21 protein-coding genes and 1 pseudogene are annotated in these 22,947 nt (G+C 67.5%); 7 read left to right on the top strand and 15 right to left on the bottom strand.

Translation table 11 applies throughout. The features are described from left to right. Positions 1-43 precede the first annotated feature (43 nt). The 5 genes from ABD987_RS34405 to ABD987_RS34385 all read right to left on the bottom strand — a co-directional run bounded on the left by ABD987_RS34405 (position 44) and on the right by ABD987_RS34385 (position 6,581). Positions 44-697, bottom strand: coding sequence for a TetR/AcrR family transcriptional regulator (locus ABD987_RS34405; RefSeq protein WP_345404014.1), 654 nt, complete (start codon positions 695-697; stop codon positions 44-46). Between the two features lie 71 nt (positions 698-768). Next, positions 769-2,466 carry a prenyltransferase/squalene oxidase repeat-containing protein gene (locus ABD987_RS34400; RefSeq protein WP_345403913.1) on the bottom strand — a complete coding sequence of 566 codons (1,698 nt, stop codon included), beginning with the start codon at positions 2,464-2,466 and terminating at the stop codon, positions 769-771. Then, the gene (locus tag ABD987_RS34395; protein ID WP_345403911.1) at positions 2,459-2,941 is read right to left on the bottom strand and encodes a hypothetical protein; all 483 of its coding nucleotides are present in this window, start codon (positions 2,939-2,941) and stop codon (positions 2,459-2,461) included. Before ABD987_RS34395 ends, ABD987_RS34400 begins: the two co-directional genes overlap by 8 nt. Before the next feature lie 9 nt (positions 2,942-2,950). Then, complete coding sequence (locus tag ABD987_RS34390; RefSeq protein ID WP_345403908.1) at positions 2,951-4,081, bottom strand: radical SAM/SPASM domain-containing protein; 1,131 nt, start codon at positions 4,079-4,081, stop codon at positions 2,951-2,953. Continuing rightward, the gene (locus tag ABD987_RS34385) at positions 4,074-6,581 is read right to left on the bottom strand and encodes a UbiA family prenyltransferase (RefSeq protein ID WP_345403905.1); all 2,508 of its coding nucleotides are present in this window, start codon (positions 6,579-6,581) and stop codon (positions 4,074-4,076) included. Before ABD987_RS34385 ends, ABD987_RS34390 begins: the two co-directional genes overlap by 8 nt. A gap of 227 nt (positions 6,582-6,808) precedes the next feature. Between ABD987_RS34385 and ABD987_RS34380 the strand changes: the two genes are divergently transcribed. From ABD987_RS34380 to ABD987_RS34370, 3 genes are all read left to right on the top strand, one after another. After that, complete coding sequence (locus tag ABD987_RS34380) at positions 6,809-8,131, top strand: alpha/beta hydrolase (protein ID WP_345403902.1); 1,323 nt, start codon at positions 6,809-6,811, stop codon at positions 8,129-8,131. Between the two features lie 5 nt (positions 8,132-8,136). Further along, positions 8,137-8,700, top strand: a complete 564-nt coding sequence (cysC, locus tag ABD987_RS34375; protein WP_345403899.1) for an adenylyl-sulfate kinase — start codon at positions 8,137-8,139, stop codon at positions 8,698-8,700. 83 nt (positions 8,701-8,783) lie between these two features. Beyond that, the gene (locus ABD987_RS34370) at positions 8,784-9,083 is read left to right on the top strand and encodes a hypothetical protein (RefSeq protein WP_345403896.1); all 300 of its coding nucleotides are present in this window, start codon (positions 8,784-8,786) and stop codon (positions 9,081-9,083) included. 60 nt (positions 9,084-9,143) lie between these two features. On the opposite strand, the gene ispG is transcribed toward ABD987_RS34370, so the two are convergent. The 4 genes from ispG to ABD987_RS34350 form a co-directional block, all read right to left on the bottom strand. Beyond that, on the bottom strand, positions 9,144-10,253 hold the full coding sequence (ispG, locus tag ABD987_RS34365; RefSeq protein WP_345403893.1) for a flavodoxin-dependent (E)-4-hydroxy-3-methylbut-2-enyl-diphosphate synthase: 1,110 nt from the start codon (positions 10,251-10,253) through the stop codon (positions 9,144-9,146). Next, a complete protein-coding gene (locus ABD987_RS34360) occupies positions 10,253-11,260 on the bottom strand; it encodes a 4-hydroxy-3-methylbut-2-enyl diphosphate reductase (protein WP_345403890.1) in 1,008 nt (335 codons plus the stop codon). The genes ispG and ABD987_RS34360 overlap by 1 nt, the downstream gene beginning before the upstream one ends. Beyond that, the gene (gene dxs, locus ABD987_RS34355; protein WP_345403887.1) at positions 11,251-13,248 is read right to left on the bottom strand and encodes a 1-deoxy-D-xylulose-5-phosphate synthase; all 1,998 of its coding nucleotides are present in this window, start codon (positions 13,246-13,248) and stop codon (positions 11,251-11,253) included. The genes ABD987_RS34360 and dxs overlap by 10 nt, the downstream gene beginning before the upstream one ends. A 350-nt stretch (positions 13,249-13,598) precedes the next feature. After that, positions 13,599-14,456, bottom strand: a complete 858-nt coding sequence (locus tag ABD987_RS34350; protein ID WP_486303889.1) for a hypothetical protein — start codon at positions 14,454-14,456, stop codon at positions 13,599-13,601. Between ABD987_RS34350 and ABD987_RS44725 the strand changes: the two genes are divergently transcribed. After that, positions 14,343-14,603, top strand: coding sequence for a hypothetical protein (locus ABD987_RS44725; protein WP_486303888.1), 261 nt, complete (start codon positions 14,343-14,345; stop codon positions 14,601-14,603). The genes ABD987_RS34350 and ABD987_RS44725 overlap by 114 nt on opposite strands. Before the next feature lie 58 nt (positions 14,604-14,661). Here the strand turns inward: ABD987_RS44725 and ABD987_RS34340 are convergent, their stop codons facing one another. From ABD987_RS34340 to ABD987_RS34325, 4 genes and pseudogenes are all read right to left on the bottom strand, one after another. After that, the gene (locus ABD987_RS34340; RefSeq protein WP_345403881.1) at positions 14,662-14,901 is read right to left on the bottom strand and encodes a hypothetical protein; all 240 of its coding nucleotides are present in this window, start codon (positions 14,899-14,901) and stop codon (positions 14,662-14,664) included. 131 nt (positions 14,902-15,032) lie between these two features. Beyond that, a pseudogene (locus tag ABD987_RS34335) lies at positions 15,033-15,122 on the bottom strand (replication-relaxation family protein); the annotation flags it as partial. A 90-nt stretch (positions 15,123-15,212) separates the two neighbouring features. Continuing rightward, positions 15,213-15,515 (bottom strand): hypothetical protein, encoded by a 303-nt coding sequence (locus ABD987_RS34330; RefSeq protein ID WP_345403878.1) that lies wholly within the window; start codon positions 15,513-15,515, stop codon positions 15,213-15,215. A 15-nt stretch (positions 15,516-15,530) separates the two neighbouring features. Beyond that, positions 15,531-15,983 (bottom strand): hypothetical protein, encoded by a 453-nt coding sequence (locus tag ABD987_RS34325; RefSeq protein ID WP_345403875.1) that lies wholly within the window; start codon positions 15,981-15,983, stop codon positions 15,531-15,533. Positions 15,984-16,508: 525 nt separating this feature from the next. Between ABD987_RS34325 and ABD987_RS34320 the strand changes: the two genes are divergently transcribed. The 3 genes from ABD987_RS34320 (at position 16,509) to ABD987_RS34310 (ending at position 21,233) form a co-directional block, all read left to right on the top strand. Continuing rightward, complete coding sequence (locus ABD987_RS34320; protein ID WP_345403872.1) at positions 16,509-17,129, top strand: hypothetical protein; 621 nt, start codon at positions 16,509-16,511, stop codon at positions 17,127-17,129. Then, positions 17,126-19,132 (top strand): cell envelope integrity protein TolA, encoded by a 2,007-nt coding sequence (locus ABD987_RS34315; protein WP_345403869.1) that lies wholly within the window; start codon positions 17,126-17,128, stop codon positions 19,130-19,132. Before ABD987_RS34320 ends, ABD987_RS34315 begins: the two co-directional genes overlap by 4 nt. A 226-nt stretch (positions 19,133-19,358) precedes the next feature. Beyond that, a complete protein-coding gene (locus ABD987_RS34310) occupies positions 19,359-21,233 on the top strand; it encodes a hypothetical protein (RefSeq protein WP_345403866.1) in 1,875 nt (624 codons plus the stop codon). A 70-nt stretch (positions 21,234-21,303) separates the two neighbouring features. On the opposite strand, the gene ABD987_RS44640 is transcribed toward ABD987_RS34310, so the two are convergent. Both ABD987_RS44640 and ABD987_RS34300 read right to left on the bottom strand, forming a co-directional pair. Continuing rightward, positions 21,304-21,549: a transposase family protein gene (locus ABD987_RS44640; protein ID WP_378214340.1), complete on the bottom strand. Its 246-nt coding sequence runs from the start codon at positions 21,547-21,549 to the stop codon at positions 21,304-21,306. 266 nt (positions 21,550-21,815) lie between these two features. Next, on the bottom strand, positions 21,816-22,943 hold the full coding sequence (locus ABD987_RS34300; RefSeq protein WP_345403863.1) for a hypothetical protein: 1,128 nt from the start codon (positions 22,941-22,943) through the stop codon (positions 21,816-21,818). Between the last annotated feature and the right edge of the window lie 4 nt (positions 22,944-22,947).

Raw genomic sequence — 22,947 nt, 5'->3', positions numbered from 1 at the left:
CGGTGGGCCTGGGCTCGCGCCCCTTCGCCGGTGAACGCCGGGGCTAGCGCCGCGGCTTCCGGAACGCCTCGAGCGCGCCCGCGATGATGTCGTGCACGATCTCCGCGGCGTGCGCACGGTCCGGCCGTCCGGCGTCGAGCCAGGACAGCACGGCCCGGATAGTCAGGGCGGGCACCAGTCGGCTGGCCCAGTCGACGTTCCCCGAATCGCCCAGTTCCTCCGACATCCTCGTCTGGGTGACCGTCATGGACAGCGCCTGCAACTGGTCGTTGTAACCACTGAACTCCGGCTCCCTGGCCAGATGTTCGAACAGCAGCCGAAAGCCCTCGGGGTCGTCGTCGGCCATCGCGACGATCACGTCAACCTTCGCGTTGTGCAGGTTCGCCTCGCCACCGAAGGCGGCCTGCAGGCGCTCGCTGACATCGTCCAGAACGGCCTCGTACAGATCCGCTTTGGAGTCGAAGTGCCGATATAGGATCGCCTTGCTGATGCCCGCTTCGCGCGCGACGTCATCCAAGAGCGTGTCCGAGAACGCGGCTCGTGAGAACGCCCGTTTCGCCGCGGCGATGATCTGCTCGCGACGTTCGGGACGCTTCATCAGGCGCCGCTTCACCTCGGTGCCCACAGCGGTCCGCGCGTTTCCCGTCGGCGTACTAGACATAGCCGTCATTGTGCCTGAAATCCTTGGCGACACCATGGTGTACACCCCAGATATTTTCATCAGGAGGTACACTGGATTATGTAGCTAACATATTGTATACTGCTCTGTCAACAGCGTGTCGCTCGATAGCGTGCCAGCGCTTGGAGGGCGTGCCCGTTCGCGTGATGGTCGGAGGCGTAGCGGACGTCGAAGAAGTAGACCCCCAGCACGGCCGGATCCCACAGCCCGTCGGCGCGCTGCCGGTCAAGCAGATACCCGATCCCTCGATCGATCGCCTCTCGCGTCCGGTAGCCCCCGGAGGCGCCGTCCAGCAGGCCCAGCACGGCCCACGCCGTCTCCTCCACCGTACTCGGTTCCCCGTCGCCACCTCCCCAGCCGCCGTCGGTGCCCTGCTGGGTGACGAGCCACTCCCGGCAGGCGACAGCCACGTCGGACGTCCCGTGGCCGATCTCCCCGAGCGCCCGCAGCGTGCAGGCCGTACCCGCAGTCAACCCGGTGTACCACCGGCAGTCCAGCGCCCCGTCCGGATGTCTGGCCCGGCGGAACCAGGCCAGCGCGCGACGGATCGCGGGGTGCTCCGGCGGCAGCTTTCCGGTCCGGTGCAACGCGGTGATCGTATCCGCCGTCATGACCGCACACGGCCCATCGAGCGTCCGGCTCGAGTTGCGGCAGAAGCAGCCCCACGAGCCGTCGCGGTTCTGGGTTCCCAGCAGCCAGCTGACGCCAGCGGCGACGGAAGGATCGGTCGGGGGAAGGTCGAACCCCGCGAGCGCGAGCAACACCGACGCGGTGTCGCCGCTGTTCGGCCAGCCAGACGGACATGCCCAGCCCCAACCGCCCGGCGGCGCGCCGGTGGCGAAGAACGGTTCGAACCGCTGAGCACCGCGCAGCCACAACAGCGTCCGCTCCAGGTCGTCGCAGCCGGCGTCGGCCAGCCCTGCCACCACGTACGAGCCGACCGAGATCTCCAGGTCGCGGTTGACCGACCACGACCCGTCCGCCCGGATCGTCTCCCGCAGATACCGCAGCCCCTTGCCGACGATGTCCGGCCGGACGCCCGCCTCGTCGAGTCCGACGCAGACACACGCCGTCAGCAGCGGCGATTCCTCGTACCCGCCGCTCTCGCCGCCGAAGTCCTGCAACTCGGCCAGATAGCCCAGTGCCTTCGGCACGGCGAGCCGGTCGACCAGCGTCCGCACCGGGCTCCGCTTTCGCGGCCGGTACGCGTGCATCACGCCCCACGACATCGCGCCGGGCACGGTGAAGGACAGTTTGCTGCGCAACGACCTGGGCAGCAAAGCCAGTTCTACCGGCACGCGCGGCAGCAGGCGCTGGTCATACAACCCGCCATACGCCAAGAACTGCCGCACCACGGCGCTCAGCGCGCACCGGCTCCGGTCCGACAGCGCGGCCATGCCGCCCATCGCGTCGATGCGCGCCAAGCCGCGTTCGATGTGCCCGGCGGACGCGCCGGGTTCGGCGACGGCGAGACCGGCGATCGCGATTCCGGTCGCCGTCAGCGTCGCGGGCGCGCCCACGTCCTCGCCCCAGCCGCCGGAGGAGTCCTGTACACGGCGCAGCCAGCCACACGCCCTGCCGACCAGATCGGCATTGCCCGCCGGATCGGCCCGGTGCAGGGCGATCACGGCGGCTCCGGTCGCCACGGCAGCCGCCGACACGACACCTGACCAGCCGCCGTCCGGGCGGCGCAGGTCGAGCAGCGCCCGCGCCGCTCGCTCCACCGCCGTCCCGGCCCGGCGAACCGTCTCCCGCGCCGGATCCCGTAGGGAAGCCGGTTCAGGCATTCCCGGCGTCCCCGTCCGCGCTACCGGCACCGACCTTCTTGGGCAGCACCAGGCTTTCCGGCACGTCCCCGACCCCGAGGTCGTTGAGCACGCCACGTTCCTTCGCCTTGGTGTAGCGGTTGAACATCGCTCGCATCAGCAGCAGGTCCGGGAACTCCGGGTCCTTGCGCATACTCAGCCGGCCGCTCAGCATGGCCTCCCTGCCCCCGGTGACCCCGTGCAGCACCTCGTACAGCGCTGCCGGATCGGTCCGGAGCACGATGTTGCATTCGTCGTCGGACAATGTCCCCTCGGTGAAGGACCAGTCGCTGCCCTCTGCGGTGCTCCGGAAAGAACGCAGCTCACCGTCCACTTCGAACTCGTAGAGAATGGTGATCCGCCTGCCGCGCCGCAGCCAGATCGGATCCTCCGCAGTGATCCGGTGCATGGCACGCAGGATCTCGAGCACGGCTTCCAGCGAAACGACCTCGCTCATGGAGTTCTCCTAGTTCTGGATCGGCGTCAGCGACAATGGCTTCGCCCCGGCGGGCAGTTCCGCGAGCAGGTCCTCGGTCGACCGGTTGTAGGTCGGGTCGACCACATCCGGCCTTCCGGTGTGGATGATCGACCGGGCGTGACACCCCATGTCCCCTTCGCGAGCCGCCCGCAAAAGCGGATGCGCCCAGATCTCGCGCACCGACTGCGTACGCAGGCTGCCGATCTTGTGCTGCACAAAGGGGCACGAGAAGATGTCGCCGTTGGGCTGGATGTTCATGATGAACTTGCCGACCCGGCAGCCGGTGCTGCGCTCGAAACCGAACGCGTGCCCGGCGTGGTGGTTTTCCTTGTCCGGCGTGTTCAGCTCGATGCCAACGCAGCAGGCCACCTTCTCCTCCGGCACGGTGATGCCGAGCGGATTGGCCACCTCGCGCAGGACGTCGAGGCCCTTCCAGAACAGTTCCTTGCCGAGGATGTCGGCGCGGCGGTCGTCCGGCGTGCCAGCGGCCCGGCCGACCATGAAGATCGGGATGATGATCAGCTCTTCGACACCGGTGTCCCTGGCCCAGTTGAACAGATCCGGCAGCGCGGGCAGGCTGTCCTCGGTGACCACGATCCGGATGCTGCACCGGATGCCCGCCTTGACGCTCTCCAGCACCGCGCGCTTCGCGCCGACCAGTGAGCCCGACACCCCGCGCACGCGATCGTGGACGATCGGGTCATGGCTGTCGATGCTCACGCCGAGGATCTGGCAGCCGACGTCCTTCAGCTTCGCCACGGTGTCCTCGCGCACCAGCATCCCGTTGGTGTGGATCCCGGTGTAGATGCCGAGGTCGGTCGAGTAGTCGATCAGCTGGTAGATGTCCTTGCGCAGCAAGGGTTCCCCGCCAATGTAGCTGAGGTAGAACACCCCAGTGTCGGCTAGGTCCTCGATCACCCGCATGGCCTCCCCGGTGGTCAGCTCGTCGGGGTCCTTCTTGCGCGCGCTGGCGAAGCAGTAGTAGCACTTCAGGTTGCACGCCCTCGTGATCAGCCACGAAGCGAAAGTCGGGGTGGGAAGCCTTCCCGCCTTCGCCTCGTCGATCAGGTTCAGCATCCAGGAATTGCGCACGAGATCGGGCTGGGCGACGTCAGTCATGCAATACTCCTTCTTGTCCACTGACCGATTTGGCCAGTTCGACGACGGCGAACTGGTCGAGATGTCCCCGATGCCCCGCGCGGTCCTTGATGCGCTCGAGCAGCGCCGACAGTTCGCCGTCGGTCAGATCGACCCGGTGAGCGCCGAGTGCCTGTCGCACTCCAGCCCTGCCGGAGTGCTTGCCGAACACGATCCGCCGAGCACGTCCCACCAGCTCCGGCGCGTAGGGTTCGTAAGTAGCCGGATCGCTGAGGATCCCGTCCACGTGCAACCCGCTCTCGTGCACGAAGGCATTGCCGCCGACGACTGGCTTGTACGGAGCGGTTTCCTGGCCGAGAATGCCGGAAACCCGCCGTGCCAACGGTTCGAGCGCGGGCAGCGCGAGCCCGGTACGGTGGCCGAAGGTCACCTCCAGTGCCAGCGCGACCTCTTCCAGCGGCGCATTCCCGGCACGCTCACCGATCCCGAGCACCGAGCACTGGATTCCCGAAGCGCCCGCGAGCACCCCGGCCAGGGAGTTGGCCGTGGCCAGGCCGAGGTCGTTGTGGCAGTGCACGGCCAGCGGCAGCGGGCAGACCCGCGTCACCTCGTCGACGAGTTCGCCGATGCTCCACGGGGTGGCGACCCCGCCGGTGTCCGCGAGACCGAGCACGTCCGCACCGGCGTCCGCCGCCTCGGTGTACACCCGGACAAGGAACTCGGGATCGGTGCGGGAGGCGTCCTCCGCGGCGAACACGACCTGCCGCCCGGTCCGCGCGGCGCGCGCCACCCCGTCGTGTACCCGGCGGAGCAGTTCATCCCTGGTCAGCCCGAGCTTCGCCCGCACGTGTGTATCGGAGGTGCCGATGAACACCGCGATGCTCTGGGCGCCGGTGTCCGCGGCGGCGCGGATGTCGGACTCCTTCGGCCGGGCGATCGCCTGGACGACGACGTCGAGTTCGGCGTCGACCACCGCCCTCACCGCGCGTGCCTCCTCTTCGGACACCGCCGGGAACCCGGCTTCCACGAGCGGGACACCGAGAGCGGCCAGCCGCCGGGCGATGTCCAGTTTCTGCTCCGGGTGGAACGACAGCCCTGGCATCTGCTCACCGTCGCGCAGAGTGGTGTCGCTGAGCACGATCGTGTCCGGCAACCGGTTTTCCCTGGGCCGAACCGGTTCCCCTGCTCTGGCGGACGTAGCAGGCTTCGGCGAGGCGGACCGCCATGCGTTGAACAACTGGTTGAGGCACATCATGTCCCGCGCGCTCGCGTCCATCCTGACCTGCCGGGCGAGGTACGCGCGGCGTGGATTGCTGCGGCCGTGTAGGAAGATGTCGCGGAACACCGTCCCGGTGGTGGTAATCCGGATCAGCGGCAGGCCCTCGTGCTCGCCGTCGCCGCGCCTGCGCGGCACGCCGCCTTCGACGACGAGGGGTATTCGCAGGCCGGGTTCGGCGAGTTCGATGTCGATGCGCCGGTGCCAGCCCGCCAGTCCGGCAGGAGGGCGGGCCGTGCCGAGATGTTTGTCGACGAAACGGAGCACGGTCCCGGCGTCGACCGGCACGGCGCCGGGCACACCGAATTCGTGGCGGTGCCGCATCTTCCGCTGCGTGGCGAGCGAAACGGCCAGAACCGCGGCCAGAATCGGCAGTCCGGTGAGCGCGCCGCCCCCGAGTGAAACGAACGCTCCGGCAAGGAGCACCCGTTCGGCGACCAGGATCTCGTGCGCCCGCAGGGCCACCGGGCGCGGCATCGGCCGGGGCGCCCGGTACAGCGTGCCCACCGCGCCGGCGCCGAGCAGCACGGCGACCGCGAACGTCGCGGCCCAGACCGCAGTCGCGGGCCGGCCGCTCAGCGCAGGCGCCGCCGCCGCGATCACCACGGCCGCCACGTACAACGCGGTCACCACCGTCATCGACAGCCGCACACCCCGGTTCACCGGCAGGGTGCGGTAGCCGCCCTCGCGGTCCCCGTCGATGTCACGCAGCGCGCCGACGAGATTGGACGCCGCGTCGTGGCACCAGAACACGAGCGCCAGCGGCACCAACGCGAACGGCGGGGAGGACGCGGTAGCCATCATGCCGAAGAGGAACGCGAACGCGGTGATTCCGCCCCGCACCAGGTTCCCTGCCAAGCCACGGCCCTTGAACCACTTGCTGTAGGCGATGCCGAGCGCCCAGGCCGCGCACACCAGTAACGGCGTGCGCCAGTTGAGCAGCACGCCGAGCACGCCGCCGACCAGCGCGCAGCCGATCATCGCGCCCAGCGCGGTGCGCGGGGCCATCCGGCCGGATGGGATCGGCCGATGTGGCTTGGCGATCGCGTCGAGCGCCCGGTCGAAGTAGTCGCCGCCGTAGAGCCCGGCGAGCCAGCCCAGGGTCGGCACCAGCCAGGCGCAGCACAGCCGCCACACCGGATGGTCGCCGGGTACCAGGACGGCACCGGACAGCCCGACCAGGCCCACGTAGCCCAGCGTATAGGGCCTCCAGGTCTCGACATGCGCGGAAAGTGCCCGTGGCATACCTGCTCCCCCGTGCCGGCGGTGGTGGTTTTCGACCGATTCCTGATGGACAGGCACGGTCAGCAACGGTAGCCACCGCCACGTGACGACGACAAGATCCGGCGACCGCGCTGGCGCGTTCCGGCAAACGGCCTGGAACGGGCCTGGATCGTTTCTCGAAAAACCCAGGAAGACGATCTCGTAGATTGATTTTCGGTTCACCTCACCGTTTCGCACCTGGAGCGCGCATGACACGGCCCACCGACATCATCACCAGCCCGCCGCCTATAGCCTGGCGCGCCAGTGAAGACGACGAGACGGCCGAACAGGGTGTCATCACCGTGCCTGTCGACTGGACGGCGCCCGACGGGCCGACGATGGAACGCACAGTGTTCCGGCGGCGGGCCCGGCGGCAGGACGAGCGGATTGGCGTGTTGTTCATCCGCTATTTCATGCCACTGGAATTCGAGGCATTGCGCCTTTCCGACACGTTGAAAGACCGGTTCGACCTGGTGGGTTTCGACCCGTGGCCGCAGAACTGCGCACCGGCGGGGAAGGTGCCTTCGTCCGGTCCGCGGAACGCGGAGGAATACCAGCGGCTCCGGGAATACGTCGCCGCCAGGACGCGGGAGACCCTGGACAAGGACCCGGCGACGGTACTGCACGCGGACGCGGTTTCCGACGCACGCGACATCGAAGTGGTGCGCCGTGCCCTCTGCGAGGAGCAGCTGAACTTCATCAGCAGCCGGGAGAACGAACTCGTCGGCCAGCACTACTGCGAGTTGTACGGCGACCGCGTCCGCACGATGGTGCTCGACGGTAACCTCGACCACAGCGTCACCACGCTGAAGGACTACCTGGTGGCCAAGGCCGGCGCGGTCAACGACGTCTTCCTCGCGTTCGCCGACTGGGCCGAACGCACCCCGGGCAATGCGTTGTACGGCCTGGACGCGCGAGCGACGTTCCTCGAAGCCCGCGAGCGGTGGCGGCGCAAAGCGCCGATCATCGGCGAACGACTGATGACCGCGAAGGTCGGCGGCATGGTCGACCCCGCCGAGCAGCCCGGCGAGCACAACTGGCACGGCCTCGCGAAGATCGTCCTCGATGCCGCCGAAGGAACCCTCGACCCGCGCAACCTGGACGAGCCTCTGACGATCTACGCTAGTTTCGGCGCGGACTTCGGCTTCCAGACACCGGCCTGGGACGACGTGCTCGACATCAAGACCGCAATGGCGGAACGGGCGCCGTACTCGCTGAACAACCCGATGCAGTGGGGCAATGCCATGGGCATCCAGGGCTGGTCCGCGCCGGTGGTGAATCCGCCGCGGCCGCTGGTGATCGACCGGCCGCTGCCGGTCCTGGTGGTCCGCACGCGGTTCGACCCCGGCCAGCCGTACGAGTGGGGTGAGTCGGTGGCGAGCCAGATCCCGGGCGCCACGGTGATCACCTACGAGGGCGCGGGGACCACCGCCTACAACCTCAGCCGCCCGGCCCGTGAGGCTATCGACGACTTCCTGACCGATCTGACACCGCCGGCCGCCACGTCGTTCCCGGCCGTATGGCCTAGTTAGCCCGCATGCGTGCCGAACCGGGAAGGACCATCCTGCTCACCGGCCTGCCCAGCGCGGGCAAGACCACCGTGGCTTCGGCGGCGGCCACGTTGCTGGCCGCCGCCGGAACCCGGGTGGAAGTGCTGGACGGTGACGTCGTCCGTCATGAGTTCTGGCCCGAACTCGGGCTCTCCCCCGCCGATCGCGAGCTGAATCTCGCCCGCATCGGGACACTTGCGACCCTGCTGGCGCGGAACGGGGTGGTCGTCCTCGTGGCGGCGATCGGCCCTTTCACCCGGGCGCGGGCGGCGTTGCGCGACCAGCACACCGGCGAGGGAATCGACTTCTCCGAGGTGTACGTCGCCACCCCGCTGCGCACCTGCCGCGAGCGGGACGTGAAGGGCCTCTACGCGCGCCAGGCCTGTGGGGAGATCAGCGGCCTCACCGGAGTCGACGCCGTCTACGAGCCGCCTCTCGCACCTGACCTGTCCATCGACACCTCGGACGAACCGGTGGACGTGTCGGCGAACCGGCTCGCGCGGTTCATCCTCGAATCGAGCGCGACCCCGGGCGAAGGAACGATCCGGTGACCACGCGGCCATCGGCCACGGAACACCCGGCGAGCGAGGATGTTCTCCGGAGCCCGCACGGGTCGTTTCGCTGTCTGGACCGTGTGCAACGGGAGCGACACGACACCTGGGCCGCGGCCCAGGTGTCGCTCGACTACCTGCTGCCCGATGTCGTGCGGCGATGCGACCTGCTGGTCGTCGTGTCTGCGACGACCAGCGCCGCCTCCTCGGCCGCATGGTCCGGGCCCAGACCGCTGACCGGGCCCGGGGAGCCCGCGCAGGACGGCGCCAGAAGCGTGGACACCGTGGTGCGCAACCTCTTCGGCATAGCGGTGCTGGACATCGCAGCGGCCGACGAGGTGCTCCTCCACACGTCCGCTGGCGGTGTCGAGCTCCCGTTCTGAGGCCGAACACAGCGCCACCCGAGTCTCCTGGTGCGGGGTAGCGCCGTCATTCCGCCGTCTTCACTCTGTCCACTCACGACTGAGTGCCTCTTCAAGCAGCGCCTCAACGATCTGACTCTCCGGGACGGTCCGGACCACCTCGCCACGCACGAAGATCTGCCCCTTACCGTTGCCCGAGGAGACACCGAGGTCGGCGGCGCTGGCCTCGCCGGGCCCGTTCACCACACACCCCATCACGGCGACCCGCAGTGGGACGGGGAATCCCGAGAACGCCGCCTCCACCTGTTCAGCGAGCTTGTACACGTCGACCTGGGCACGGCCGCACGAAGGGCAGGAAACGATCTCCAGCCGACGAGTACGCAGGCCGAGCGACTCGAGGATCTGCGTGCCGACCTTGACCTCCTCCACCGGAGGCGCGGACAGCGAGACCCGGATGGTGTCCCCGATGCCTTCCGCGAGCAGGATCCCGAAGGCGACTGACGACTTCACGGTGCCCTGTGTCAGCGGCCCCGCCTCGGTGACCCCGAGGTGCAACGGATAGGCGCAGCGCCGCGCGAGCAGCCGATAGGCCTCGATCATGACGAGCGGATCGTGGTGCTTGACAGACACCTTGAGGTCCCGGAAGCCGTGCTCCTCGAACAGCGAGCACTCCCACAACGCGGAGGCCACCAAGGCCTCCGCGGTCGCACCGCCGAAGCGTGCGATCTGCCGTTTGTCCAGCGACCCGGCGTTCACCCCGATCCGGATCGGAACACCCGCCGCGCCCGCCGCGGCCGCGATCTCCCCGACCCGGTCGTCGAACTTGCGGATGTTGCCGGGATTCACGCGCACGCCCGCGCATCCCGCGTCGATCGCCGCGAAGACGTACTTCGGCTGGAAGTGGATGTCCGCGATCACCGGGATCGAAGAGCGCTTGGCAATCATGCCCAGCGCGTCCGCGTCGTCCTGCGACGGCACGGCGACCCGCACGATCTGGCACCCCGCGGCGGTCAGTTCGGCGATCTGCTGCAACGTCGCATCCACGTCCGCCGTGAGGGTGGTGGTCATCGACTGCACCGAAACCGGGGCGTCACCACCGACAGCCACCGGGCCGATCATCACCTTTCTGCTGGTCCTGCGTGCCGCGGGCAGAGCCGTGACCGACGGTATGCCCAGATCGATCTGTCTCATCACCGCTCCTCCCGCGGTTCGGGTTCGTCCTGACGTGTGCTCGGTTTCCGAACCGGGGAAGGCAGGTCGAAATGGACCGTCTCCCTGGTCGTGACGTGCTCGGCGACCTCGACCGGACCGAGCTCGCCGAGCACGTCGACGACGGCGTCCAGCAGCCGCGGCGGTGCGGACGCGCCCGCGGTCAGGCCGACGACGTCCGCACCGGCCAGCCACCGCGGCCGAATGTCGCCGACGTCGTCGATCAGGTGGGCCCGGGTACCGCACCTGCGTGCCAGTTCGACGAGCCGCACGGAGTTCGACGAGTTCACCGAGCCGACCACCAAGACGACATCGGCCTTGGCCGCGATCGCGCGCAGCGCGTCCTGCCGGTTCGTGGTGGCGTAGCAGATGTCGTCCGACGCGGGCCCACGCAGGCGGGGGAACCGCGCACGCAACGCGTTCACTACGGCCGCCGTCTCGTCCACCGCGAGCGTGGTCTGGGTCAGGTAGGTCACCCTGTCAGGATCCGGAACCTCCAGACGCTCCACATCCGACACGTTCTCGACGAGGACAGTGTGTTCCGGCGCGTGACCGAAGGTGCCTTCCACCTCTTCGTGCCCCGCGTGTCCAATGAGGAAAACGGTGTTGCCCCGCCGCGCGAACCGGCGTGCCTCGCTGTGCACCTTCGCCACCAGGGGGCAGGTCGCGTCGATCACCTCCAGACCCCGTCGCGCGGCGTCCTGCCGGACGGCCGGGGAAACTCCGTGCGCGGAGAACACCAGCACAGCGCCGTCCGGCACTTCGTCCAGTTCCTCGACGAACACGGCGCCCTGGCTATGGAGGTCATGAATGACATGGGAGTTGTGGACGATCTGCTTGCGTACGTACACCGGCGCTCCGCGCCGGCGCAGCAACTGTTCGACCACCTCGATCGCCCTCTCCACGCCGGCACAGAACGACCTCGGCGACGCCAGCAGCACCGTGCGTGCTCCGGCCACCGCCCGCCAGCGCGGCTCGGTCATGTCCATCGCGCGACCTCTTGCGTCGGACCGCCGCTCGGTTGACATTCCACCTCACCTTCTCGTGTGTGCTCAGTACAGACAAGTGGTGCCCGCAGGCCCGGCTCCGCCTGTTCGGCCTCTCTGCGGTGCTCGGCTACCTTCTCGGTGATGCGCGAGGCGATGTCCTGCGCTGTGAGCCTGGTCAGCGTGAGCAGCTGCGACCGCGAGCCATGTTCCAGAAAACGCTGGGGCAGGGCGAAATCCAGCAGCGGCGAGCGAACCACCCGGTCGCGGAGGACGGTAGCGAACGCAGACCCGAACCCGCCGTGCCTCCCGGCGTCCTCGATCGTGCACACCAGGTCGTGCTCGGCGGCCATCCCGGCCAGCACGTGCGGAACAGGGAAGATCCAGCGTGGATCGACCACAGTCACCCCGATCTCCTGATCGGCCAGCCGATCCGCGGTGGCCATCGCCAGCTCCGCGAAGGCACCGACGCCCACCAGCAGCACTTCGTTGCGCTGCCCCTCTTTCCGCAACACGTCGACCGTCCCCACCCGACATAGCGGCTTGATCGGGGAGGCCACCGTGCCGCGGGAAAATCGAAGCGCGGTGGGACCACTGGAGTCGGCGAGCGCTTCCCGCAGCTCTTCGCGGAGCGTGGGCTCGTCCCGGGGAGCGGCCACCCGGATGCCTGGCACCATGCCTAGCAACGCCAGATCCCACATCCCGTGATGACTGGCCCCGTCCGGTCCAGTGACCCCTGCGCGATCCAGCACCACGGTCACCGGGGCCCTGTGCAGTGCCACGTCCATCAGCAACTGGTCGAACGCACGGTTGAGGAAGGTGGAGTAGATGGCGACCACCGGGTGCAGACCGGCCGCCGCCATCCCCGCCGCCGAGGTCATCGCGTGCTGCTCGGCGATGCCCACGTCGTAACAGCGTCGCGGATACGCCGCGGCGAAGGCGTCCAATCCGGTCGACCCGCGCATAGCCGCGGTGATCGCCACGACTTCGTCCCGCTCGCTCCCGATGCGCACCAGTTCGTCGGAGAACACATTAGTCCATTTTGGACGCGGGATCTCCGCCTGGCGGGGAACCGTCACGGCGGGCGGGCTGATCTGGTGCATTCGGTCGGCCGCGTCGTTCTCAGCTGGGCCGTACCCGTGGCCTTTGCACGTCACCACGTGGACGAGCACCGGCCCGCCGAACGCCCGCGCCCGCCGCAACGCCGCCTCCAGCGTAGGCAGATCATGGCCGTCCACGGGACCGAGGTACTTCAGACCGAGATCCTCGAACAGCGGTTGTGGGCTCAACGCGTCCTTGAATCCTCGCTTGACCGCGTGTAATACCCCGTAGAGCAGCCTGCCCACCCACGGGACAGCCAGAAAAGCGCGCCGCACCCCGTGCAAAGCGCGCTCGTAGCCGGGCCGCATGCGCAGGGCTGCCAAGCGATCGGCCAGCCCGCCAAAAGTCGGCGCGTACGAACGGCCGTTGTCGTTGACCACGATCACGACGGGCCTGCTCGGATCAGCGGCAATGTTGTTCAACGCCTCCCAGCACATTCCCCCGGTCAACGCGCCGTCGCCGACCACCGCGACCACGTGCCGTGTCTGGCCGATGAGCTGGAATGCCTTCGCCATGCCGTCCGCATAGGACAACGCGGTGGACGCGTGGCTGTTCTCCATGAAGTCGTGGTCGTTCTCCGCCCGCGACGGATAGCCGGACAACCCGCCCAACTGGCGCAGTCCGTCGAAGCTCGTCTGTCTGCCCGTGACGATCTTGTGCACGTAGGCTTGGTGGCCCACATCGAACAGCAACGGCTCACGCGGTGAATCGAAGACCCGATGCAGCGCAAGAGTCAGCTCCACTATCCCGAGGTTGGGCCCGAGATGCCCACCTGCCTGGGAAACCTTCTCTACGAGGAAGTCCCTGATCTCGGCAGCCAGCCCGGTAAGCTGTTCATAATTCATCCGTTGCACATCGGCCGGGCCACGCACAGTCTCCAGTAGTGTCACTGGTTTCACCCACCTCCGATGGCAGCCCCGAGTCGGTAACACCACCATCGCACGATCCCGGAGCGACGGACGTCAACGACAGCCGCACCCCAGGTGTATTGGCGTGGGCCACCACCAAGAACCGACGCCAGGCTCCAGCCAACTTCGACCGCCCCGCCAGGAAACCTGGCTGCCACGGCAGGTGTGGGTGAATCCCGCGACTGCGCGGTGCCGAGGCGATCGATCGCGGGTGCCGGCCAGGCCTCCCCCTCGGCCGTGGGCATCAACTCCGCCGCCGAGTCCAGTGCGACCCTGCCGGGCCGAACGGCGGAGGCCATCAGGCGTCATCGGAGACGGCTCCGTGCCCTGAATCACCTCGTGCACGGTGCTTCTCCGCCTAGTTCGGCGCGAGCACCAGGTCGAACCGCAGCGCGGCGATCCGGTCGATGAGCTTGTCGCGGTGCCGGGCGGCCCAGAATCGTTCCACGAGTGGGTCTTCGCCATAGCCGAACAGCACCGTCATGGTCGTGTCGGGCACCCCGAGGATCCGCGCGGTGCTCGCCTCGACTTGCCAGCGGGGGGGGTAGATGGCGTGGGTGGTCAGCAGCCGGGTCTGGCCGGTGTCTTTGACCGCGGCCCAGATGTCGGCGGCGGCCTGGGCGCGGCCGCGGTGCAGCTCGACGTAGCGGATGCGGGTATGCAGGGAGATCTTCGCCTCGTCCATCTCCTCGCAGACCTCGCGCGGCATCTCGGCGAACGCGCGGACCAGCTCCCGCGCCTTGCGCGGGCTCAGCTGCAGCCCCAGCCGGGACAGCACCTCCGACCACGGCGCGGCGCAGGACCGGTCGGTACCGCGGATGCGTTCCATCGCCGCAAACCGGGCGATCGGGTCGTCGATCGCGTAGACCTCGGCCGCAACGGCATGCCCACCGGCCAGAAGTTTCCCCCAGCAGTACCGCGCACCGATCGAGCACCAGCGCGGCCGCCAGCTCACCGGGGCGCAGGCTCTCCCGGGCGAGGTTCTCCACCAGTTGCCAGATCCGTCGTTCCTCGTCCGACAACGGGCCGGGGCAGATCACGGCGGGCAGTGCGGCGAAGTGCGGGTTGTCGGGAAGGTGGACCGCGCCCCAGCGGGTGGCACGCAGGCGGCGTTCACCGGCGGCCAGCCGCATCGACGGCGCTTTGCCGTCGCCGGTGGTGATCTCCTCTACGAGGACGGGCTGGAGCACGCCGACGGTGGAGATCGAGGAGATGAGATCCGCCAGCTCCGCCGGCGCGGTGCTGTCCCCGGGTGCCCGTCCCTGCACCTCGGTGAACGCGGCGCCGTCGCCGCGCTGCGGCAGCAGCGTGAAGCGGCGCTGCCGCAGCCGAGGTGAGAGCCGAGCTGCTCGACCACCGCGGCCGGGGCCGTCGGGTCCGTACCGTCGGCGGCGGTCATGACGTGCCCGTCGGCGGCCAGCTGAACGGCGAGATCGGCGTGCTGTCGGTGCCCAGCAACGGGACCGCGATCGGCGCCAGCGGGCCGTCGGCGCGGAGCCAGTCCAGGGTGGTCGCGACCATGGGGACGCGGTCGCCGGCCAAGGCGACGGTGGACATGGCCGCGACGTGGGCGCGCAGGTCGACGATCCGACGGTCGAGGACGTGCTCGGCGGCACCGGACAACACGACCAGCACCCGCAGGAACCGCGCGTAGCGTTCCTGCCACGCCGGCTGCCCCGGTGTATTCGGTGGGGTGGGATGTAGTCGTGGTAGCGGACGTAGTAACGCAGCTTCTGGGCCAGGCGGGCGACCGGCATCGTCGCGCGGTCGAGTTCGACGAAGAACGCGCGCTGCGACCTGCGGCCGCCGGACTCGACGAGGACGTAGTCCAGGACCGCGTCGGCGATGACGACGCCTCGGTGCCCCGGTCCGGCGTGGTGGTCGAGATACCGGTGGGCGACCTCCGGGGTCCACCAGGGAAATCGCCTGCGGCCGCGGCGAGACGCTCACAAACACGACGATGATGACGGGTGACCGTGGGCTGGCTCAGCCCGAGCCGCGCCGAGCTGACGATCCGTCGCCACGCCGTCCCGGCCTGTCTGGTCGCCGAAGTAACGGGCAGTAGGAAGCGCGGCGTCCTTCTCAGCCAGCCAGCTCTCCTCAACTGCCCAGGCCAGCAGCTCGAGGAGCTCTTCCGAGGCAGCTACTTCATGCGGCTCGCGAACCGACGGGAGCTCGACCTCGGACTGGGCGATGCTGACGAGGTGCGCGGTGGGTTGTCCACGATCGATGCCGAACGAGCGCAACACGGCCCGGTGCGTATCCTACACCAGATTCGCCGCCACGTGATGGCGACGCTGGAGTGGAAAGCACCGCACTCGCTCCCACAGATGTCCGATCACCGTTGCCTGGAGATCATGGTCGTCCTCGGCGGCCGATACGCCGACACCCCGCACGCCACGGTGCTGGCGGTCCGACGACGCCGCCCGGCACGCCCGGATCACCCGGCCCGTGATGCCCGGCACCGCCGGAAGCATCGCGTTCATGACCAACTCCGACGCGACGACCCCGCCCACATCCGAAGCGGCGGCGCGGCGCAACAGCGTGAACAGCACCTCGTCCTGACGGGGATAGTCCCGGCTACCCAGCACCTCGACCAGTCGGTCGTGACAGGTGATCTCGGCAAGCTCCGGGTCCTGCACAGACCAGGCTCGCAACGCAGCGTCAAACCGCGCCACCGAACGCGGCCGCTCGAACTGAGCCTGCAACACCGACAACGGAGACCGCGGACGTGAAGAGAAAACAGCTGTACTGGTGAACATCGGAAGAGGCCCTTCGAACGACGACAACGATCGCCACGAGCCTCAAACCCACCCCTTGCCCCTTCCCCGGGCCGAAACCTTGCCCCATCCAGGAGCAAGCCAACCTTCGCCCGTATGGCCTATCGCATCGCAAGTTCATGCCAGCTCAGTCGTGGCCTTCGCGAAACCAGCGAGCCGGACGGTCTTGATGCGGCTCGACCTCATCTCCCGGTTCGGTCACCAGCCTCGACCACAGTCTCACTGGCGGGGAGACGGGACCCGGACACTCGACAGTAAAAGTTGGCTTCTCGGCTGTCTGCTAAGACTGGAGCGAGCGAGAGTCCGCATGATCCGGTTCGTTGGTCTATTTCGGTGATCACGAGACGGCAGGCAGTAGTGGACAGTAACGTCGAGCGTCGCCGTCGGGATGATGCGGTTGTCGGAGGGGAGTCGCGGGTGACACGGAAACCGTCTCCGAGCACTGGGCAAACGGCTGTTCGAGTGCTCTTCATACTGGACCGGCTCGGCGATCCCTGCCAGGACGGTGCGGACGTACCGCCGGGGGCTGTACGCACGATCCGCTCCCAGCGGAAGCTGCAGAAGCTCGACTTTCTCGTCCGCAATCCCGACTACTTGGCCAACGCCATCATCTCGGCCTGTGAAGAAGGACGTCTTCCGGCTGAACGTCTGCTCGACGCTAAGAAGATTCTCTTCGAGCGGGAGCCGGAGCTGCACACGTACCGCATGCTGAGGAATCAGCACGGCGCATACGAATTCCTCGACGACGCTATGAGCGTTCTTCGCCACCTGGGGCTGGTCCAGGTCCGTCGGGTCGGCCGGATCACCGATTCGCATGTCAAGAGGCGGAATTACTACTTGCTTGAGGCCGGAGCCGAGCAGGCAATGAGGCTGCGCGACGAAGAACCGATACTCGCGTGGTATGACGAGCAGACGGCGTATGCGGCGGACGCGGTCAGGGGCTTGTCCGCGGAACAGATGAAACGCTGGCAGTACGACCAGCCCGAGTACGCCTCCACGCCTTTGGGACAGCTCATCGGCGGAATCGCCGAGCGTGTGGAACGACGGCTCGAAGCAGCGCTCGCCGAGAAGGGGCTGGGGTGAACATGGCGTCTGAGGACGAGCCGGTCGCGGAATGGCTTGCCGAGATCACGAAAGCAGCGGGCCAGTCAGTCGATGTGGTCCGTACCGTGCTGGCCGAGCACGGTGTGCGAGCGCAGACCTCGCTCCCACGACCGCGTCGCCTGCTCATCACCGACATCGAGTTCTCCGGAACGCGCACGGCAGGCGTACACGAGGCCGCCGCTGTTCCGTTCGACTTCCACTGGCGGCTTGGTGCCGGTCTCTGGGGACTGGCGTCATCGGGCGTAAACGAAGCCGGCAAGTCCAGCGTCTTGGAGATCATTCTCTGGTGTCTGCGTGGGCGCAGCGGACTGCAACGTGACGTCCAAAGCTGGCTTCGAAGCGTCCGGCTTGGCTTCGAACTTGACGATGACCGGTTGGTAGTCCGGATGAAAGTGCAGGACGGCCGGCCACAAGGGACCCTGTCATCGCTGAACGCCGACGGCCCGCTATTCGGGTTCAACAGCGCGACGTCGTTCGAAGCGAAGATGGACGCATTCATGCTCGATCGGCTGGGGTTGGAAACTTTGTTGACTCAGCAGAAGCGGCCAGGAGGAGTGGAAGGCCCACCGCTCGTCGGTGAGCTGTCGTGGCCCGCATACGCCAGTGCGCTGCACATCAACAGAGCAGGGCTCGGCCAGCTCCTCGGCAACGAAAATCGCAACGCCCTTCCGACGCGGTTGCTCGAGCTGTTCATCGGCGCGCCGTGGGCGTCGACCATGGTGTCCGCCGCGGTGGCACAGCGGATCGTAGCGGCCAGGCTTTCCGCAGCCCGGGCGATCGCCAGCCGCAACGAGGAGGAGCAGAAGCAGAAAGTCGAGGCGATCCAGCAGGAGATCCGTGAAACACAGGGAAAGCTCGCGCAGCTTGTCGAGGGTGCTCACCCGGGCGCAGGCCAGGTCGAGGCGTATCGGCGGCTGACGAAGGCGACGGAGTACGCGGCCGACGCGCAGAAGGCCCTTCTCGTGGCCAAGGCTCGGCGCGACGATCTTGAGGACCAACGGCAGCGCCTGCTCGCCGCCGCCCAGGCGACCAAGGAAGCCAAGTTGGCAAAGGCTTTCTTCCACACACTGCGGCCCACAGTGTGCCCGCGATGCGACGCCGAGGTCACGCATGAGCAGTGGGCGCAGGAAGAAGGTGGCCATTGCTCCCTCTGTACCTCCGAGCTACGCGAACCGGAAGTACGCGATCAGGACACGACGGAGGATTCCGACGTCGACGACACCGCGGAGATGGACCAGACGCTCTCGGAGATCCAGGCGGCCGTCGACGCGGCCGACACCGAATGCGAGCAGAAGCGGCAGCTGACTGACACGGCGAGGTCGTCAGTCGAACAGGCCGAGGCAGCTCTGCGGCGCGCTCAGGATGATCCCCGGGTGGCTATGCGCGAGAAGCTGTCGCTCGATCTAGCCCGGATGCGTGGTGTCCTCGAAGAACGCACAGGGGCCTTCAAGGCTATAGGCGACCCTTCTGGGATTGCCCCGCTCGAGCGCGATCTGGCGGTGCTTTCCGCAGCCGAGAACGCGTCGCGCAGGCGCCGGACCGAAGCATTGAAGAACGTAATCGCAACGGTCGAGGACGACATCCTGGGCATGGGCAGGAAGCTGGGCCTCGACATGCTCGAGAATGTCGAGCTCGGTACGAACGCCACGATGAAGGTCTATAAGGGAGGACAGCACCAAAACTACGGATCTCTGACCGAGGGTGAGCAGCTCAGACTGAAGATTGTCACCACGACCGCCTTACTGCGCAACGGAATCCGCACGGGTATCGGCAGGCATCCCGGTCTGCTGATCATCGACTCTCCGGGCGCGGAGGAAGTCGGTAGCGGCGACCTTCAGCTGATGGTGCAGGGGCTGGCCGAACTCACGAAGGCCGCCCCCGAGCTGCAGATCATCATCGCGACGGCACGAGGTCAGGAAGTCGCATCGGTCATCGACGAATCCCGTCTCCGCCTTGCTCCACCGGGTGAACGGCTGTGGTAAACCCCAGAAACAGCGGTCGTTGATGCCGGGCCTACCGCCGACCGGGGCCTAGGGTTCAGACGGCGGCGGAAAGGAGGACAACGTGAATAACGCGGCTCAAGCTCGTCTTGCGTTGTTGACCCAGGCGTGGCTCGACGGATCATCGGCGCCGACCCTTGATCAGCTCGGAGGCCTCCGTTTCCTTACCACCGAAAGTGGTTCGCTCCTGCAGCGTGACGAGCTGCCTGTGCTCGTCGAGGTCATCTGCGCTGACGATTCCGCTGTTGGCAACCCGCGAGGCCGTGAATTCCTCCTTGCCGCGGCAGGGGTGGCTCCTGACCCGCTGCAGATGGAGGAGATCGTCAACGCGTTCTTCTCCCGGCCGCAGGCACTCAGCGCGCTGGGGGATGATCTGGCCGACGTCTGGCTTGAGACCAGCTGGGAGCACGGCGACCTCGTCGGCGGTATTGCACTGGAGGCGTGCACCAGGCTGGTTCTTGCGGGCAACTCCCAGGAATACGGGCTACTGGACCAAATGCGACGGCTCAGACGCCAACTCGACCGTCTTGACGAGGACTACGCCATGCGGCTCGTCCGCGCCCTCGGAGCTCTGGCCGAACACTTCCCGGCGCCGCACCTACCGCATCTCCTCGAACAGTTGCTCGGCAGGGAGGAAGTCGCGGAGGACGCCGCGTTCGAGCTCGGGATGCTAGCACTCCGCGCTGCACTCGAAGCAGATGGGCTCCAGAAAGCAAGGCACTGTCTGCTCGAGGCACGTCGACACTTCACCCAAGCTCACTTGGACGAGGAACGAGCAGACGCCCGAGCGTTCGCAACCGCTGTCGACGCACTGCTCGCCTACTCGGCAGACCTGCCGGTCCCGGACGAACTCGGCGAGACGCTCCGCGAGACGGTGCTCGAACTCAGGATGAACCTGGTCCGCACCCGGCCCGGCTGGCGGACTCCACGGATCGAGACCCTCGACGCCTGGCAAAGACTGACGGACACTCTCACCCGGGCGCGAGCCGCAGATGAACCACGGGCTTGGCTGCATGCCGGCGCCATCATGGACGCTCTCGTTTCGATCTACACCGCCCACCGGACACTCGAGCTGTTCACAGATTCCGAACACACCGGTCTGCACTCGCTGATCTCCCCGCGGGTCCAGCGCACACTCCTGACCCACGAGGGTGGCCTGGCCCTTCTCGAGCAGTGGCTCGATGAACTCGGCAGTGAGCCCGAAACCGATGAGGATCCCACGGCCGCCGTTGTCCGTGAGCAAGCCAACACACTACGGCAGGCGCTGCTTGCAGAAGGTGGGGATGCATTCCCAAAACCTGATGGCCCGGCTGTCTCGCTGACCGGGCTGGGACTCACCACAGCGGACACCCGGCGTGCCGAGGAACTGTTCGCGTCCGCCCCGGAACTCGCGATCAGGCTGAACGCGCGCGTGGAGGCACATCAGACGCAGATCCCGGCCGACGAGATTCCGCTCGTTGATGCAGTTTACCGCCGGACACAGCAAGCCCTGCACGAACAGTGCCCTGAAGGATACGTCGGGCAGTTCGCCGCCGACATCGACCGCTTGCTCCTGCTACTGCTCCGCTTTCTCGTGCTACGGCTCGAAGAGACACAGAGTTTCGGCGGTGACTCGCGGGCGTACCTGCGGCATATCAAACCCGGGGAAGCACGGCCGAAGGAGACGGAACTCGGGAAGGATCTCCGCGACTTCCTGGGAGGTCTAGGACTACGCGTACTGCTTGAGGTATCGCACGTCGGCGCTGGCAGGGTCGACATTCTGTGGCGCCCCCACGATGAACACATCGTACTGGAACTGAAGCGGGACTGGACGAATCCGTCATGGGAGGCATACGCGGCGTCATACCTGACTCAGACCGTCTCCTACCAGGCGGCCAGCCAACCGATCAGCTTCCTCATCGTCCTCGACCTAACTGACAAATCCTCCGGCCTTGCCGCCGTGCCTGCGTGCGTCGAGGTGCGTACGGTCCCGGGCGCAGCCGGTGACACGCGACGACGTACCGCGATCATGATGAGAATCCAGGGCAACAAACGGAATCCCAGTGATCTCGTACCCGCCGACGAACACAGCACGCCATGCTGACGACAGACACTGCCGCTTGGCGGTGAGAGCAGCAACGTGGTCCGGCGCGTGTACCGCTCGATCAGCCCGGTCACCTGCTCCAGGATTGTCCTGGCCGGGCATCCGGCGTTCCGCAGAAGAAGCGTCGAACTCGAAGCCGAATCACCACGAGCTGCCCAGCCAGAGCGGCATCGGCCAGGACTCGCTCGTAGCGACTGTGGACCCGAGCCGATGGGACGTCGCATCGCGGACACCAGGCCCTGCGCGCTGCCGAGCTGACGCAGACGCAGATGGCGTGCCGAGCAAGCTCCCGAACCGGCGACGAAGGTGCTGGCACGGCGAGGGATGCGCTTGCCTCAGCAAAGCCAGGCAGGGCTTCGAGTTTCCCGGCTTCCACCACAGGAAAGTGGAATCGTGGAGATGGCGGGGCAAGGCACTACCTGCAACGCCGACCCTCGGCCAGAGCGATGCGGATACTGCGGGACGCGCTAGTCGGTGGACGACGCCGGAAGCCGGGTGCGGGAGAATCGCGTGCACGGCTTAGGGTGGTGGGGGCTGAAGACGGAGCGCCATGCAACCGCACCAGCCCCCCCGGACCCCCTGCTAAAAAATAGTGTGCGCGACAAACGAGGTACTCGCCTCCGAACGGCCCGCAAGTCCGCCTGCCCATACACCACCCGGTACACCGGGAACAGCGGACAACGACTCGATCAAGGTAGTGTCCGGCAGCGGTCCAGCCACGCGCGACCAGCTGGAGCCGTTCAGCCGGAACAGACCAGCGGTGGAACCCCGCGCGCCCACCCACAATTCGTCTCCGGAGAATACAAGCTTCGGGGAGTTCACCTCGCCCGGCAGGAAGGTGGTCCTCCACGCCGAGCCATTCCAGCGCAGCACAAATGACCGGTAAACGGGCAACTCGCCCGACGGCCACTGGTGCCCGCCTACGAACACCTCGCCGGAGTCGGCCCGGCCGAGTACCGCCGTCGCTTCGGCGGCGGTGGTGGCGGCCAATGGTGGTGCCGGGATCCGGGTCCAGGACACTCCGTCGTAATGCGCTATGTACAGGCGGGATTTGGTCCAGTTGTCGGCGTCCGCCTCCCGACCTGCGACCCAGATATCGTTCGTTCCCCTGGCATGGACGGCGTTCAGCTGGGTAGCTTTGTCGGCGGCACCAGGCAAGACCGTGGTACGCCAAGCCGTCCCGTTCCAATGCACGACGGCGGGATTCCTCGGACCGGACTCGAACTGGTCCGAGCCGACCACCCAGACATCGTCGGGGGCCAGGGCAGTTGCCGCTTTCGGCCAGAATTCAGGTTTGTCGAACGGCACCGAACTCCAGGCCCTGCCGTCCCAGTGGTACTGCAGCGGAGTTCTCCCGGTCACCCGGTTCACCGAACCGAGAACCCAGGCATCCGACGGGCCGGTCGAGGCGAGCGCGCCGACTAAGAGTTCGTCGTCGTCGCCCACGAACTTGTGCTCGGCCCAGCTCCGGCCGTTCCACTGCCACAGCCGGTCCGCGGGAATCGTCGTAATGAATCCGTGCACCGCCCATGCGTTGTCCGGACCGGTCGCCACGATCTTCGAGGTCTGCACGTTGCGACCGGTCACCGGTGGGCCGTCGGCCTTCCACACCGGTTCCCCGGCACCGTCGGCGACGGCAGGTCCGGCGGCGGCGACCGCGGTGGCGGCCACCAGCAAGCCGGTCAGGACCGGCGACATCAGCCGGGTCAACGGC

The sequence above is a fragment of the Amycolatopsis samaneae genome (assembly GCF_039541975.1).
In the GTDB taxonomy this organism is placed as follows: Bacteria; Actinomycetota; Actinomycetes; order Mycobacteriales; family Pseudonocardiaceae; genus Amycolatopsis; species Amycolatopsis samaneae.
Note: the sequence above shows the minus strand (reverse complement) of the source record. Positions and strands in the feature narration are given on the sequence as shown.

Bases quoted from the DNA above. Each gene is read 5' to 3' on its own strand.
- ABD987_RS34405 (WP_345404014.1), bottom strand. From the start codon at position 697: ATGGTGTCGCCAAGGATTTCAGGCACAATGACGGCTATGTCTAGTACG.
- ABD987_RS34400 (WP_345403913.1), bottom strand. From the start codon at position 2,466: ATGCCTGAACCGGCTTCCCTACGGGATCCGGCGCGGGAGACGGTTCGC.
- ABD987_RS34395 (WP_345403911.1), bottom strand. From the start codon at position 2,941: ATGAGCGAGGTCGTTTCGCTGGAAGCCGTGCTCGAGATCCTGCGTGCC.
- ABD987_RS34390 (WP_345403908.1), bottom strand. From the start codon at position 4,081: ATGACTGACGTCGCCCAGCCCGATCTCGTGCGCAATTCCTGGATGCTG.
- ABD987_RS34385 (WP_345403905.1), bottom strand. From the start codon at position 6,581: ATGCCACGGGCACTTTCCGCGCATGTCGAGACCTGGAGGCCCTATACG.
- ABD987_RS34380 (WP_345403902.1), top strand. From the start codon at position 6,809: ATGACACGGCCCACCGACATCATCACCAGCCCGCCGCCTATAGCCTGG.
- cysC (WP_345403899.1), top strand. From the start codon at position 8,137: ATGCGTGCCGAACCGGGAAGGACCATCCTGCTCACCGGCCTGCCCAGC.
- ispG (WP_345403893.1), bottom strand. From the start codon at position 10,253: ATGAGACAGATCGATCTGGGCATACCGTCGGTCACGGCTCTGCCCGCG.
- ABD987_RS34360 (WP_345403890.1), bottom strand. From the start codon at position 11,260: ATGGACATGACCGAGCCGCGCTGGCGGGCGGTGGCCGGAGCACGCACG.